The organism is Alcaligenes faecalis, assembly GCF_041521385.1.
Taxonomy (GTDB): Bacteria; Pseudomonadota; Gammaproteobacteria; order Burkholderiales; family Burkholderiaceae_B; genus Alcaligenes; species Alcaligenes faecalis_E.
This window is the reverse complement of sequence record NZ_CP168006.1, coordinates 2,661,390-2,675,139: the sequence shown is the minus strand read 5'-3', so window position 1 is coordinate 2,675,139 and position 13,750 is coordinate 2,661,390. Positions and strand designations below refer to the sequence as shown.

Sequence of the window (13,750 nt, the reverse complement as noted above, 5' to 3'; positions counted from 1 at the left end):
TCAGAACGCATAGGCATAACGGAATTGCAGGCCGCGCATGCGCGGGCCATTCTCGACTTTCAAATCATGGATGTACTGCAATTGCACCTGGTGGGCATCGGTCAGCTGATGGGTAATTTCGGCAGCCAGTTGATGGTTACGCGCCCGCGTCACCGTGGTTTCGCCATTGACCTTTTCGCGACCGCCGGTTTCATAGCGATAGCGCATGCCTACATACGTCTTTTCAGTCAGGTTGGTGGACACCAGAGCCATCAGGCGGATTGCCGTGTCTTTTTTCAGGGTCTGGCCGTAGTAGTTCTTGTTATTGCCAAAGAACTCGAACTCCGCCACGCCCTCCACAAAGGATGATTCGCCAAAGCCTTTCACAATCGCAAAGTCCTGAATGGTGCTCCAACGATTCTTGCCGGAGGACACGTCCGCGTGTGAGCCGTGATAGCGACCAGTCGGTGCAGTAATGAAAGGCTCCCAGGCAAACCAGAAACGGTTTTCCGGATCGTTATGCAGCCACACGGCAGCACCAGCGGTCACATCGCCAATCCCGGTCATGCGATCACGGTCTTGCCCTGGAATATCCAGCTTGTTGCGAAAACCGGGCACGATCAGCTCGTACTGCACTGTCTTTCCGGCCAGCTCACGAAAGTGCATCTGGCGGTAAATCATGCCTTGCACATTCAGCTTGGGGCTGTCGCCAATGCGTGAACCCTGATCATAAAAACCATGCGACTTCAGGCCCATCATGTAGACCGCCACGACATTGGTGCCCACCGGCGCGGGTATCCAGTCCCGAGCACTGGGGTCGCCCGCATGGGCAAGTCCGGCACTGACGCCGCTCAAGGCCAAGGCCAGCGCGGTTCGCTGCAAAATTGCATACATTATTGTTGTCTCCTCGAAGAAGGCGCGAACGATATCGTTATTGTGTTCGCGCCCGTATACCGAACCGGCTCAAGACCTTTTCATGCTTGCCTCAAGGTCTTGCCCCGGTTCTTGTTAGGCTGCCGGGTAGGCCATGCAGACCGATTTGGTCTCCAGATAAGCCTCTACCGCCGCACGCCCATGTTCCCGACCCAGGCCGGACTGCTTGTAGCCACCAAAAGGCATGCTGGGGTCCAGCATGTTGTGGGTGTTGACCCACACGGTTCCGGCCTTGATGCCAGCGGTCAAGCGCTGTACGCGTGCCAGGTCCTGACTCCAGACGCTGGCGCCCAGGCCAAAGTCTGTATCGTTGGCCAAGACCAATGCCTGCGCCTCGGTGTCAAACGGCGTCGCCACCACCACGGGGCCAAAAATTTCTTCACGCATGATGCGCGCATCCGGTGCCACGTCGGCAAACACGGTGGGGCGTACAAAGTAGCCTTGCTCGGGGCATGCGCCCTCGCCTGCCAACATGCGACCGCCTTGCTGGCGACCCACATCAATGTAGTTCTGCACGCGCTGCTGATGGCGTGCCGAGATCAGCGGAGCAATCTGGGTAGATTGTTCAAAGCCCGAGCCCAGTGTCATGGAGGAAGCCAAATCAGCCACGCCCTGCACCACGCGCTCGTAAATGCCTTTTTGGACAAACAGACGCGAACCAGCGGTACACACTTGCCCCTGGTTAAAGAAGATGGCGTTGGCCGCACCTTGAATGGCCATGTCCACATCGCAATCATCCATGATGACCACAGGGGACTTGCCGCCCAGCTCCAGGGACATGCGCTTCATGTCGTTGATGGCTTGATGACCAATCAACTTGCCCACTTCCGTAGAGCCGGTAAAGGAAATCTTGTTCACGCCAGGGTGAGCCGTCAAAGCCGCACCCGTGCTTTCGCCACGACCCGTGATCACGTTGATCACACCGACGGGGAAACCGGCTTCCAGAGCCAGCTCGGCCAGACGAATGGCGGTCAGCGGGGTCTCTTCAGCAGGCTTCAGAACCACGGTACAACCGGCAGCCATGGCAGGCGCAATCTTCCACACCGCCATCAGCAACGGGAAGTTCCAGGGCACGATCGCACCCACAACACCAACCGGTTCCTGGCGGGTGTAAGCGTGGTATTTCACGCCGGGAGGAAAGCCGATGGAAGGCGAGAGCAATTCGCCATTCATCTTGGTGGCCCAGCCAGCCATGTAGCGCAGCCATTGTGCGCTGGCAGCCACTTCCAGGCCGTAGGAGAAGAACAGCAGCTTGCCGTTGTTCAGGGTTTCCAGACGAGCCAGCTCGTCCGCGTGGGATTCAATCAAATCGGCCAAACGCAACAAGAGGCGCTCGCGCTGAGCGGGCAACATCTGAGCCCATTCGCCCTGCTCCAGAGCCTGGCGCGCAGCACGCACAGCCAGATCCACGCCTTGAGCACCGGCCTCGGGCTGATGCGCAATCACTTGCCCCGTTGCGGGATCGTAAACGGGAATCATGGGTCCTTGAGATTCAGTGACGGGTTTGCCGTCAATAATCATGTGTTCGCGAATCGCCTTGCGCTCGGCTTGTACGTCCTGCCCCATAGTCTGTCTCCACACGGAATAGTTGATTCTTAAGGAATTCAGTATAGGGACGAGGACAAGCCCGGACTTGTGATTCTGTGCACGGGGGCTTGTTGATTTGGGTACGGAGTGAGCCCTGTCCTGCGTTAGAACAAATCGAGCTGGGCGGGCATGCTGAGTTGAAAGTCACCCTCACCGGTCAAATACACGCGGCGCTCAAAGTCCAGCAAGCTGGCTTTACGGTGCAGGCCGGAGCTAAAGCCAGTCAACATGCCATTGGCACCCTGCACACGATGGCAAGGCACGATGATACTGATGGGATTTAAGCCGCAGGCCTGACCAACGGCGCGCACCGCTTTGGGTCGGCCCAGATGTTCGGCCATCTGGCCATAGGTCCAGGTCTGACCATAAGGAATGGTCATCAAAGCCTGCCAGACCTGCTGCTGAAACTCGGTCCCTTGCAGGCTGAAAGGCAGGTCAAACTGCTGCAGCTTGCCAGCAAAATACGCGTCCAGTTGAGTCTGCACAGGCTCGGCCAAAGCCGGTTCGGAGATCAGACCGGCCAATTGCTCCGGTGTCAGGCCATGTACGGTCTCTTCCTCGAAGTCCAGACGCAGCAAAGCTCCTTGAGCGTCCACCAACAGACGCATCGCCCCTAAAGGCGTATCAAAGCAGGCAGTACGCAGCCCGACATAGGCAAACATGGCAATCCCGATCCAAGGGCAGAATGTCTGATCATACTGCGCGACTCTAGCCACTTCAAAAACTCTGGCAACACCCAGGCAGGCTAGAGGCCAGCTCCTGGTCACAGGCTTTTCAGCCCAAAGCCGCCTGGCCGCAGCGCCTCTCGTCCTTGTACCAACTCCTTATGCGCCTATAAAAGCGCCTGAGTGAGCAAGAAAACCTAAAAGAACAAGAGACTGAGACAACAACAATCACCGTGACAAGCGCATTGGCTTTGGCGTCAAAGACGCACGACAAGCTCCCGATTACGCACAACATTTTGTTGAGCGGGATATCCTGAGCAAGGTTCATGCTCCCATGAAGTGCCTGGCACTCAATAGTTAGTGCTTGGCTCCTATTTTTGCGCCCCCCACACCCACCGCTAACTCTTGAGAGCCACGATCCACACGCAAACCTCGCCCCCCTCAAGTCCCTCACACCGCGACAGCAGCCCGAAGAGCCACATACCGCCAGGCTCCAAAAGGAGGAAGGGCTCATATTGATAGTCATTGTGAGCCGGTCTGGGCCGGGGGGCCGTCCTCTGGGCGATTCAGGCTTCTTGCCGCAGGCGGGCTTGCTATTCGGGGTACAAGCACCCTGCTGTTTGAGCGAAATGCTTGTGCCTTGTCCTGTGGACAAGGCACTTTCGCGAGTTCAGGGCGCGCCCGAATAGCAAGCCTGACCGGGTACCGGTGCGCAGCACCGACAAGGAGCCAAGCCCGGAGAACGGCCCCCCGGCCCAGACAGGCGTTTCCACGAAACACTATCTAAACATGCAGGCTCTCTGCGCTCCTTGTCCCACAAATCTCCTGCTCTGCACACAAGCAGCGCCACTCTCCAACTCTCAGGAAACTGAAGAAGAAGAAGAAGAAGAAGAAGAAGAAGAAGAAGAAGAAGAAGAAGAAGAAGAAGCGCAAGCAAAAAAACCGGGTAAATAACGCCGGGGCCCCCCAGACGTTATTTACCCGGCAAATCCAACAAATGCAGCAGTTACTCGAGAACAGCAAAGTTTAAACGGTCTGTACACCCTTGGCGGACAAATCCAGACCCACTCGGCGCACCACAGCCTCAAACTCATCCCGGCTGATATGGTCCAGCGCCGTGGCCGGATCGCGCGTCGCATCGCAGGCGATGATGCCACGGCGCATATAGGAATACTTGCGCAGCGCCAAGGCTACCAGCGGCTGAAACTCGTAACGGATCAAGGAGCAGTAACGGTCAAACACGCGGGCGGCTTCTTCCTGCTCGCCCTGACGATGCAAGGCATAGACCTTGAGCAAAATTTCCGGGAAGGAGAAGCCCGTGACCACACCATCCGCCCCCCGTTGCAGCTCTTCCAGAAAGTGCATGCCACCCAAGCCACTCAAGATCGGCAAGGCATCACCCGACAAACCCCGCACGGCGGTAATTTTTTGACCAACCGGCGGATCCTCGGAGTTCAAAATGGACACGCCTGCTTCACCCTTCAGGCGCACGGCCAAGGCGGGGCTGATACGGGCAGCAAACAGTTCCGGGAAGTCATGAATCACTACCGGGATACGGACCACCTGCACGATCTGACGGTAGTAGGACACCTGCATCTCGTCGTCTGCCCCGGCCAAGGGGGCGACAAAAATCGCATCCGCGCCCAAGTCCTCGGCACTACGAGCCTGCTCCACTGCGGCTGCCGTACCCAAGGCGCGCACACCCACCCACACCGGCACCGCGCCGCGCACCGCGGCCACCACCGTTTCAATGACACGCCGACGCTCAAAGGTACTGAGCTTGTGCAGCTCCCCCATCACCCCCAAAATCGCCAGCCCGTGAATACCGGCTTCCAGCTGGAAGTTCACCAGACTGACCAGGCTTTGCAAATCCAGCTCACCACCCGGTTTGAAGGGGGTGGGGCAAATGGAAAAGACACCTTTATTTTTCATAGTTACGCTTAGGCTCAACGTGGAACAACAAACGGCTTTTGCATACGCGAAATCATGCGTACCAAGGGCCACAGAAGAATGAAGTAAATCAGTGCAGCGGCCACCAACGGTGTCTGGCTATAGGTCTCGCCCTGCATGATCTGGGCCGAACGCAGCAGCTCGGGCAAGGCCACAGCCGAGGCAATCGAGGTCTGCTTGATGGCTTCCAAGGTGTTGCTTGCCAGATCCGGAATCACATTGCGCACCCCCTGAGGCACGACCACATAAGCCATGGCCTGACGGGCGTTCAAGCCGGTCGAGCGCGCCGCCTCGTTCTGACCAGGGGACACCGACTCCAGCCCGGCGCGGAAAATCTCCGCGAAGTAGCCACTGCTGTTCAGAACCAGCGCCAGCACCGTGGCTGAAAACTCATTCAGGGGCAGGCCCAGGAACGGCAGGCCGTAGTAAATGAAGATCAGCAGCACCAAAGGCGGGAAAGCCCGGAAGAAATCCACATACAGCAGGATCAGCCGGTTCAGCCAGCGATGCTGCTGGTAATGCAGGCAGGCAATGATCAGGCCCAGCAGGGCTGCCAGCGGCACAATGATGAGGGCGAGCTTGACCGTCAGCCACAGGCCCTGCATCAGCAGCGGCCAACTGGCGGCAATAATCTTCGGGTTCAGAAACGTATCGATCAATTCCATAGCGCGTCCCTCCTACGACTTGATCGCATAGCGCCGTTCCAGCACCCTCGTCAGATGAACGAAGGGAAAGAAAATCAGGCAGAACAAAATGGCCCCGGCTGTAAAGGCAGTGGGGTTGGCAATGTTGGACTGGATATTGCTGGACACGTTAAGCAACTCGGGCACGGCAATGACTGAGCCCAGCGTGGTGCCTTTGGTAATCCCGATGGCGCGATTGGTCAGCGGTGGAATCGCCAGGCGCACGGCTTGCGGCAGGATGATGGCAAACAGCGTCTGGCTGAAACCCATGCCGGTGGAGCGACCCGCTTCCCATTGCCCTGTCGGCACCGCCGCAATGCCGGACCAGAAGATTTCTTCGGCAAAAGCAGACAGCACCAAGCTCAAGGCCAAGACAGTCGCCGGTATCGGATCAATCACAATACCCAACGAAGGCAAGGCAAAAAAGACCAGCACAATAATGACCAACTGCGGAATCGCACGGAATATGTCCACATACAGCGTCATCAGAATATTGACGGGACGCCATCCATAGCAGCGCAGCACAGCCAAGCCCAGACCCAGGACGGTGCCCAGAATCACGGTCATCACAGCCATTTGCAGCGTGACCCAAAAGCCCTGCATGATCTCGGGCAGATGGGGGCTGATCAGCGTCCAGTTAAAGAAGTAATAAACAATCTGATCCATGGCCGACCTCAGTTCATGCGGCTCAGAAAATCCTGAATCCGCTTGTGACGCGGCTTACACAGAATTTCATCGGGGCTGCCCTGGTCCAGAATCACGCCCTGGTCCATGAACACAATACGATCCCCCACTTCACGGGCAAACTGCATTTCGTGCGTGACAATCACCATGGTCATACCCGCATCACGGGTACGTTTCATGACGTTCAACACTTCACCAACCAGCTCGGGATCCAGGCCCGAGGTCGGTTCATCAAACAGCATGACTTTGGGCTCCAGCGCCAGGGCACGGGCAATGCCCACACGCTGCTGCTGGCCACCGGACAACTGACTGGGATAGTGTTCGATACGCTCGGCCAGACCCACTTGTTCCAGGTGATGGCGAGCCTGCTCTTCGGCCTGCACCTTGGGCACTTTTTTCACCTTGCGCAGCGCCAGCATCACATTGCCCAGCGCCGTCATATGGGGGTACAGGTGTATGCCCTGAAACACCATGCCTATGTTCTGGCGCACCTGGTTCAAATCAGTGCGCGGGCAGGTCACATCGCTGTCTGCCACCACAATCGTGCCGCTGGTAGGGGTTTCCAAACGGTTGATGCAGCGCAGACAGGTACTTTTGCCCGAGCCCGAGCCGCCAATCATCACGACGACTTCGCCGGTGTTGACGCTCAGGTCTATGCCTTTAAGAATCTCGGCCTGCCCAAACGATTTGCGCAAGCCCTGGATGCGGACAATTTCACTCATGGTCGCTCCTTGACCGCCTGCCCGTCGGGCAGGCACAGACCAGCCCCTGCGGGGCCGTATAGCTAGAGAAACAGCGCGAAGACGCTATTAAGGACGGGAGCAGTCGGGGGTGTGCTCAGTGGGCTCGTAACCAGGGTAGTCGGGTGCACCATAACCGGGAAAAACAACCGTCATGGCGGTACCCGCAGTGGGTTCCGTCCCAAACCATTTCATATGCAGCCTGGACAGGGAGCCATCCTGCTTCATGCACTCCAGCACTTCATCCACGCGATTGCGCAAGGTCGTGTCGTCCTTGCGAAATGCAAAAGCATAATTGGCCTCGGTGGTCATGTCGTAGACCGGAGCCAATGCAGGGGTTTTTGTGGCGATGTAGCGGGCCAACGGGGTTTCGGACATATTGGCAAAGGCACGACCAATAGCCACGGCCTGCACCGCATCCGTGTTCTTGTTGAAACGCTGGATCTTGTAGCCGTACTTTTCCTGGTTGTCCTGCAACCAGCGGTCCGAGAAACTGCCATTATTGACGGCAATGGTCTTGCCCTTCAAATCTTCCAGCGCATTGACGGTAGCGCCTTTCTTAGCCAGAAAGCTCAGGCCACCCGCCATGTACGGCTCGGCAAACAGCATTTGCTCGGCACGTTCCCGCGTGGTGTTGGTGGGGGCGGCCACCATGTCGTAGCGACTAGAAAACAAGCCTGCAAAAATAGCGGAAAACGGGGTGTCAATGACCTCGGCACCGTCATACCCCATGCGCTGGGCCACTTCCTGAGTCAGGTCGTTGGAAAAGCCATCCATCTTGCCATCAGTGCCGCGCATGAAAAACGGCACCAGACCCACATCCGCGGCCACTTTGAACATCTTGCCCTGATTGGGGTTGTCCGCATGAGCGGGCAGGCTCAAGGCCAATCCAGCAGCCAGGGTTGCCAGCATCAAACCTGCTTTGCTGCCAACGCGTCCCAAGCGGGACAGGGTGTTTTTGCGAGAAACAGCCGCAGCCAACGCGGCGATAGTGTTTACGCCTTGCATAAGGTCTCCTTGCCATCATTTTCTGTTTGTAGTGCTTTCATTCTAGGGGTGGCAAAACCTTGATGTCATATGCTTTTTTATTAACTCTTCATAACACAGCGTTAAGCTAATTGCCGTGCCCCCTGTACACGGCGGACTCCACGAACACCGCTTGTTTTCCCGCCGACCCGCCCTAAGGGTAAGTCCCCCCTTTGAAGAGGCAGTCAAGCGAAGGCGCAGCGCGGGGGGTATTGGTGAGTCAATCAGGCCCAGCCTGCCCGCATGCCTCGGGAGGCCGTGGAAATCACCACTTCCATGAAGTCGTGTGCCAACTGCGATACTGGCACCACATTGGAGTGCAGCATGTGCAAGGGCATGGTGGTGCGGGGATTAATGGGACGTACCACTACATCCGGCCAGACCCGGCCTGCCACGGCCAGTTCGTCCACAACCGCAATCCCGGCACCGGCCTGCACCATGGCACAGGCAATGTGCGTCAGACGCACTTCTACAGACAGTTGCGGCACCCCCGGACGGTTACCAAATAACTGCTGCACCATCTGCCCATAAGGGGTGTCATTGCCATAACCAATCAAATCCAGTCCTTCCAGATCGCTGGCATCCAGCTCCTGCTTGTCGGCCAGAGGATGACTGGCTGGCAGGACCGCCACCAGATGGTTCTCGTAAATGGACTGGGCATGCAGGCTGGGATGCGTCAGCGGCACAATCGCGACGCCCACCTCGGCCTGTTGCGTGACCAAAGCCTGCACCAGATCACTGGAGATCAGCGTGCGCACATACACCTTCACATCCGGGAAGGCCTGGCGAAAACGCGTCACCGCCATGGGAATCAAGGTCTGTCCCAAACTGGGGCTGACAGCAATGTGCAAGCTGCCGTGGCGCTTTTCGATCAAGTCGGTCGCCACCTCGTTAACCCGCTGCACACTGTTATGGACTTGCTCCACTTCCTGATAGAGCCGACGCGCCTCCGGCGTGGGGTACAGACGCCCCTTGATGCGCTCGAACAGCACCAGACCAATGCGCGATTCCGTGTAGGAAAGCAGGCGGCTGATGGCCGGTTGCGACACGTTCAGCAACTGCGCCGCCTTGCTGATGGAGCCGGTCAGCATGATGGCGCGAAAGACCTCGATTTGACGAAGATTGAGCAGCATCCCTTAACGTAGCCTTATGTTTCGAGCACAAATAAGCATAAGACATTTTGATTTCCCTATGTTTCAATTTTTTCAAGCTGCCATCCCGGCGCGCCTTGAGCGCAACGGGCCTAAAGAGCGGCTTCATAACTACGACACGGAGACAAAATCATGCAAACCCTGCTTGCTCGCACCCTTGCGGTGCTGGGCCTGGGACTGGCCGCTGCTGCGCCCACCGCCCACGCCGCTGACAACATTCACCTGATGCTGGACTTCATTCCCACCGGCGACTATGCCCCCTATTATTCGGGTATTGCCAACGGGATTTACGAGAAACACGGCATAGACCTGAAGATCACCCGAGGCACCGGTTCGGGCGACACCGTTCTGAAAGTAGCCGGTGGCGCCGCTGACATTGGCCTGGCCGATATTTCTGCCATTCTGACCTCGCGCCAGAACAGCCAGACTCCCGTCAAGGCCATTGCGTCCACCTTCTCGCACTCGGCCCATTCCCTGTTTGTGCTCAAGGACTCGGGTATCACCAACTTCTCCGGCCTGGAGGGCAAGAAAATTGCCGTCTCACCCGGCAACAGCCACAAGCTCTACTTCCCCATGGTGGCACGCAAAGCCAATACCGATCCCGACAAGATTCAGTGGGTGACCGTAGATGGTTCCTCCATGGCCCCCTTACTGATCAATGGCAAAGTGGACGCCGCTCCTTTCCTGGCTACCAACTACTACTACCAGAACAAGCAGGCCCAGCGTTTTGGCAAGGAAATCGTGGTGCTGCCCTTTAGCGATCAGGGTTTCAACATCTACGCCCTGTCCGTTTTCACCACGGACAAGACGCTGGCCGAACGCCCACAGATGGTGCAGAACTTTCTGAACGCCACCATCGAAGCCTGGGACGCCGCCCGCAAGGACCCGGACACGGCTTGCCAGGCCCACGTCAAGGCCAATCCGGAAATTGATCTGGATGACTGCATGGGCAATCTGAACGCGGTGCTGGGCTATATCTACACCGATTTCAGTGCCGAGCACGGAGTGGGCAGCCTGGATGCAGACCGCATGAAAACCACCTACGAGGCGGTTGCAGAAGCGCAGAGCCTGGACCCGGCCTGGGACTATCACCAAGCCTACGACCCGCAGTTCATCGTCAAGGCCAACGGCACAGCCAAACCCTGAGCTGATTTTCGCGCGCGCACTGGCTTGCCCCAGGCGGGCCGGCGCGCGCCTAGGAGCGCATTGTGATACGCATTGAAGACGTGAATCTGATCTACGGTCGTCATACCGAGCGCGAGACTCAGGCACTGAAACAAATCAATCTGGACATCCAGGACAACGAAATCATCGCCATCGTCGGCGCGTCGGGCTGCGGGAAATCCACCCTGCTGCGTCTGATCGCGGGCTTATTGATGCCTACAAGCGGTACTGTCCGTATTGATGATGACGTGGTCGCCCACCCTCGCCAGGACACCGGCATTGTGTTTCAGGCCCCCACCCTGGTGCCTTGGGCCAATATTCTGGACAACACCCTCTTGCCGTCCAGCATCATGGGCCGCCTGGACGATCAGGCCCGCAGCCGCGCCACGCGCCTGCTGAGCACCGCCGGTCTGGGCAATTTTCTGCATCATCACCCCAAGCAATTGTCCGGTGGCATGCAGCAACGCGTGGCCATTTGCCGCGCACTGGTTCACAACCCCAAAGTGGTGCTGATGGATGAGCCTTTCGGTGCTCTGGACGCGCTGACCCGCGAAACCATGACGCTGGAACTGCTGCGCCTTTGGTACGAAGACCCCAAAACCATTGTGTTTGTGACGCACTCGATTTCCGAAGCCGTCATGCTGGGTCACCGCATTGTGGTGATGTCGCCGCGCCCCGGCCAGATTAGCGAAATTCTGGATGTAAACCTGCCCCGCGAACGCGACTTTTCCCTGGTGGGTACGCCGGAATTTACGCACTGTGCCGCCGCCGTGCGTGAACTTATTTTCCAACACGAGGTGGCTTGATGAGCGAGCAAACTCAAACCCTGGCCGCCGCGCCCGTGCGTAAGCGCCGACTGCGTCTGCGCGACTTCAATGAAATTACCATCCCGGCCCTCACCCTGATTGCCGTGGTCATTCTATGGGAGCTGGCCAGCCGCCTGTTTGATATTCCTGAATACCTGGTGCCCGCCCCCTCACGCATCTGGGCCGATTCCATGCAAATGAAAGAGGCCATGCTGATGCACACGCTGGTGTCCACGCGCACCATCATGCTGGGCTTTTTGCTGTCCATTGTGGTGAGTTTCCCGCTGGCCGTGCTGATTACCTACTCGCGCTTTTTCGAACAGGCCATCTACCCCTTGCTGATTCTGACTCAATCCATTCCCAAGGTGGCCCTGGCCCCGATTCTTGTCATTATCTTTGGTCCTACTGAGCTACCACGCGTGGTAGTGACCTTTCTGGTCGCGTTTTTCCCGCTGGTGATCTCCATGACCGCTGGCCTGCTGGCCGCCCCGCCCGAGCTGATCGAGCTGGTCCGTGCCTGCCGCGCCACCCGCATGCAAGAATTCTTCCGTATCCGCCTGCCCTTTGCCGTGCCCTTTATTTTCTCGGGCCTGAAGGTCGCCATCACCTTGTCCGTGGTCGGCGCGGTGGTCGGTGAGTTTGTGGCGGCCGACCAGGGTCTGGGCTACTTGATCACCACTTCTACCGCCTTCTTCAAGACGCCGGTGGCCTTTGGCGCCATGGCCATCTTGTCGGTACTGGGCATTGTGTTCTTCCAGGTAATCTCTGCCGCCGAACGCATCCTGTTCCCTTGGGCGATCAAGGACAATCGGAGCTGATCATGACATCACCTTATACCGTCATCCGTGGGGGCCTGGTGCTGGCCCACGCCCAGGCCAAGGCCGAGCCTGTAGACATTCTGATCAAGACTGGCGAGATCGAAACCATGGGCCCGCCCGGCCTGCCCGCACCTGCTGATGCCACAGTAGTGCAAGCGGATGACCAACTGCTGCATCCCGGCCTGATCAATGCGCATACCCACGGCCACGGCACCTACGCCAAGGCCATGGGGGATCGCTGGTCACTGGAACTGTTGTTGACAGCAGGCCCCTGGATCAATGGCGACCGTCATCTGGAAGACAAGTACCTGAGTACTCAGCTCAATGCCGCAGAAATGCTGCTGAAAGGCTGTACCGCCAGCTACGACCTGTACTCCGAAGTTCCCGTCCCCACAGCGGAAGGCATGAATGCCGTCGCCCAGGCCTATGTGGATGCGGGTATGCGGGCCACGGTCGCCCCCATGATGGCGGACCTGTCCTTTTACCAATCCGTGCCCGGCCTGATCGACGCCCTGCCAGAAGAGCTACAAAAATTTGTGGCCCAACTGGCACCGCAATCGTTCCGGGCCACGCTATCTGGCCTGACGGACTTTCTGGACCAGCAGCGCAACCCCGAGCGCATTCGTGTGGCCCTGGCCCCGACCATTCCCATGCTGTGCTCGGACGAGTTCCTGCAAACCTGCGGTGAAATCAGTGCGGAGCGCAATATCGGCCTGCACAGCCATGTCGGTGAATCCTATGTGCAAGCCCTGACCGGCATGAAGCGTTATGGCACCACCATTGTTCAGCATTTGGACAAGCTGGGCCTGATCTCGCCCCGTTTCACCCTGGCGCACGCCATCTGGCTGGACGAGCGCGATCTGGACATTCTGGCGGTGCGCGGTGCCATGGTGGCCCACAACCCCGGCAGCAATATGCGTTTAGGTAACGGGATTGCCGATGTGAACGCCATGCTGGAGCGCGGCATTACCGTGGGTCTGGGCACGGACGGCTCGAACAGCGGCGATAACCAGAACATGTACGAAGCCATGCGCCTGGCCTCCTTCTCGTCCAAGGTGCGCGGCCCGGATACGGAACGCTGGGTCACCACCGAACAAGCACTCTACGCCGCTACTGAGGGCAGCGCCCGCTGTCTGGGCATGGGCGAGCAGTTAGGGCGTCTGGAGCCGGGTCGCAAGGCCGACATCGTGTTCCTGGATCTGGCCCATATCAACTGGATTCCGCATAACAACACGGTCAATCAGCTAGTGCATCTGGAAGACGGTCTGGCGCTGCGCCACGTGATGGTCGACGGCCAGTTTGCCGTGCGCGACCGACAGTTAACCCAAGTGAATATGCCGCGCCTGCGCCAGCAAGTGGAGCAGGCCCAGGAACGCATCACACGCCATACCTACGACAAGCGCCATATCACGGAAAAACTGGCCAAGGCCGTGGGTTCTTTCTGCCTGTGCCTGGGCCATGACCGCTATCACGTGCAACGCTGGGCGCACTCCAGGCAAGACTTAACATGACGTTATGTTTTACCGATAAATAGGCATACGACATTCATGATTGGATTTGCTTC

The 13,750-nt window shown here is 58.0% G+C and carries 14 protein-coding genes; 5 read left to right on the top strand and 9 right to left on the bottom strand.

Annotation, left to right across the window (positions count from 1 at the left end):
- The 3 genes from ACDI13_RS11950 to ACDI13_RS11940 all read right to left on the bottom strand — a co-directional run bounded on the left by ACDI13_RS11950 (nt 1) and on the right by ACDI13_RS11940 (nt 3,161).
- Nucleotides 1–873: a transporter gene (locus ACDI13_RS11950; RefSeq protein WP_316990483.1), complete on the bottom strand. Its 873-nt coding sequence runs from the start codon at nt 871–873 to the stop codon at nt 1–3.
- Nucleotides 874–987: 114 nt separating this feature from the next.
- Complete coding sequence (locus tag ACDI13_RS11945) at nt 988–2,478, bottom strand: aldehyde dehydrogenase family protein (protein WP_316990482.1); 1,491 nt, start codon at nt 2,476–2,478, stop codon at nt 988–990.
- Nucleotides 2,479–2,603: 125 nt separating this feature from the next.
- Nucleotides 2,604–3,161, bottom strand: coding sequence for a methylated-DNA--[protein]-cysteine S-methyltransferase (locus tag ACDI13_RS11940; protein ID WP_316990481.1), 558 nt, complete (start codon nt 3,159–3,161; stop codon nt 2,604–2,606).
- 711 nt (nt 3,162–3,872) lie between these two features.
- Between ACDI13_RS11940 and ACDI13_RS11935 the strand changes: the two genes are divergently transcribed.
- Entirely contained in the window at nt 3,873–4,118 is a 246-nt protein-coding gene (locus ACDI13_RS11935) for a hypothetical protein (RefSeq protein WP_316990480.1), read from the top strand.
- A 72-nt stretch (nt 4,119–4,190) separates the two neighbouring features.
- On the opposite strand, the gene ACDI13_RS11930 is transcribed toward ACDI13_RS11935, so the two are convergent.
- The 6 genes from ACDI13_RS11930 to ACDI13_RS11905 form a co-directional block, all read right to left on the bottom strand.
- Entirely contained in the window at nt 4,191–5,096 is a 906-nt protein-coding gene (locus ACDI13_RS11930) for a dihydrodipicolinate synthase family protein (protein WP_316990479.1), read from the bottom strand.
- A gap of 14 nt (nt 5,097–5,110) precedes the next feature.
- Complete coding sequence (locus tag ACDI13_RS11925) at nt 5,111–5,779, bottom strand: amino acid ABC transporter permease (protein ID WP_316990478.1); 669 nt, start codon at nt 5,777–5,779, stop codon at nt 5,111–5,113.
- A 12-nt stretch (nt 5,780–5,791) separates the two neighbouring features.
- A complete protein-coding gene (locus tag ACDI13_RS11920) occupies nt 5,792–6,463 on the bottom strand; it encodes an amino acid ABC transporter permease (protein ID WP_316990477.1) in 672 nt (223 codons plus the stop codon).
- Between the two features lie 8 nt (nt 6,464–6,471).
- Complete coding sequence (locus ACDI13_RS11915; RefSeq protein ID WP_316990476.1) at nt 6,472–7,203, bottom strand: amino acid ABC transporter ATP-binding protein; 732 nt, start codon at nt 7,201–7,203, stop codon at nt 6,472–6,474.
- Nucleotides 7,204–7,290: 87 nt separating this feature from the next.
- Nucleotides 7,291–8,229 carry an ABC transporter substrate-binding protein gene (locus ACDI13_RS11910; protein ID WP_316990475.1) on the bottom strand — a complete coding sequence of 313 codons (939 nt, stop codon included), beginning with the start codon at nt 8,227–8,229 and terminating at the stop codon, nt 7,291–7,293.
- A gap of 242 nt (nt 8,230–8,471) precedes the next feature.
- Nucleotides 8,472–9,380 carry a LysR substrate-binding domain-containing protein gene (locus tag ACDI13_RS11905; RefSeq protein WP_316990474.1) on the bottom strand — a complete coding sequence of 303 codons (909 nt, stop codon included), beginning with the start codon at nt 9,378–9,380 and terminating at the stop codon, nt 8,472–8,474.
- A 150-nt stretch (nt 9,381–9,530) separates the two neighbouring features.
- Between ACDI13_RS11905 and ACDI13_RS11900 the strand changes: the two genes are divergently transcribed.
- The 4 genes from ACDI13_RS11900 to ACDI13_RS11885 all read left to right on the top strand — a co-directional run bounded on the left by ACDI13_RS11900 (nt 9,531) and on the right by ACDI13_RS11885 (nt 13,697).
- Nucleotides 9,531–10,544: an ABC transporter substrate-binding protein gene (locus ACDI13_RS11900; protein ID WP_316990473.1), complete on the top strand. Its 1,014-nt coding sequence runs from the start codon at nt 9,531–9,533 to the stop codon at nt 10,542–10,544.
- Nucleotides 10,545–10,606: 62 nt separating this feature from the next.
- Nucleotides 10,607–11,368: an ABC transporter ATP-binding protein gene (locus tag ACDI13_RS11895; RefSeq protein WP_316990472.1), complete on the top strand. Its 762-nt coding sequence runs from the start codon at nt 10,607–10,609 to the stop codon at nt 11,366–11,368.
- The gene (locus tag ACDI13_RS11890) at nt 11,368–12,186 is read left to right on the top strand and encodes an ABC transporter permease (RefSeq protein ID WP_316990471.1); all 819 of its coding nucleotides are present in this window, start codon (nt 11,368–11,370) and stop codon (nt 12,184–12,186) included. Before ACDI13_RS11895 ends, ACDI13_RS11890 begins: the two co-directional genes overlap by 1 nt.
- 2 nt (nt 12,187–12,188) lie before the next feature.
- Nucleotides 12,189–13,697 carry an amidohydrolase family protein gene (locus ACDI13_RS11885; protein WP_316990470.1) on the top strand — a complete coding sequence of 503 codons (1,509 nt, stop codon included), beginning with the start codon at nt 12,189–12,191 and terminating at the stop codon, nt 13,695–13,697.
- Nucleotides 13,698–13,750: the final 53 nt, after the last annotated feature.

Bases quoted from the DNA above. Each gene is read 5' to 3' on its own strand.
- ACDI13_RS11900 (WP_316990473.1), top strand. From the start codon at position 9,531: ATGCAAACCCTGCTTGCTCGCACCCTTGCGGTGCTGGGCCTGGGACTG.
- ACDI13_RS11950 (WP_316990483.1), bottom strand. From the start codon at position 873: ATGTATGCAATTTTGCAGCGAACCGCGCTGGCCTTGGCCTTGAGCGGC.
- ACDI13_RS11925 (WP_316990478.1), bottom strand. From the start codon at position 5,779: ATGGAATTGATCGATACGTTTCTGAACCCGAAGATTATTGCCGCCAGT.
- ACDI13_RS11920 (WP_316990477.1), bottom strand. From the start codon at position 6,463: ATGGATCAGATTGTTTATTACTTCTTTAACTGGACGCTGATCAGCCCC.
- ACDI13_RS11930 (WP_316990479.1), bottom strand. From the start codon at position 5,096: ATGAAAAATAAAGGTGTCTTTTCCATTTGCCCCACCCCCTTCAAACCG.
- ACDI13_RS11945 (WP_316990482.1), bottom strand. From the start codon at position 2,478: ATGGGGCAGGACGTACAAGCCGAGCGCAAGGCGATTCGCGAACACATG.
- ACDI13_RS11890 (WP_316990471.1), top strand. From the start codon at position 11,368: ATGAGCGAGCAAACTCAAACCCTGGCCGCCGCGCCCGTGCGTAAGCGC.
- ACDI13_RS11910 (WP_316990475.1), bottom strand. From the start codon at position 8,229: ATGCAAGGCGTAAACACTATCGCCGCGTTGGCTGCGGCTGTTTCTCGC.
- ACDI13_RS11915 (WP_316990476.1), bottom strand. From the start codon at position 7,203: ATGAGTGAAATTGTCCGCATCCAGGGCTTGCGCAAATCGTTTGGGCAG.
- ACDI13_RS11905 (WP_316990474.1), bottom strand. From the start codon at position 9,380: ATGCTGCTCAATCTTCGTCAAATCGAGGTCTTTCGCGCCATCATGCTG.
- ACDI13_RS11940 (WP_316990481.1), bottom strand. From the start codon at position 3,161: ATGTTTGCCTATGTCGGGCTGCGTACTGCCTGCTTTGATACGCCTTTA.
- ACDI13_RS11885 (WP_316990470.1), top strand. From the start codon at position 12,189: ATGACATCACCTTATACCGTCATCCGTGGGGGCCTGGTGCTGGCCCAC.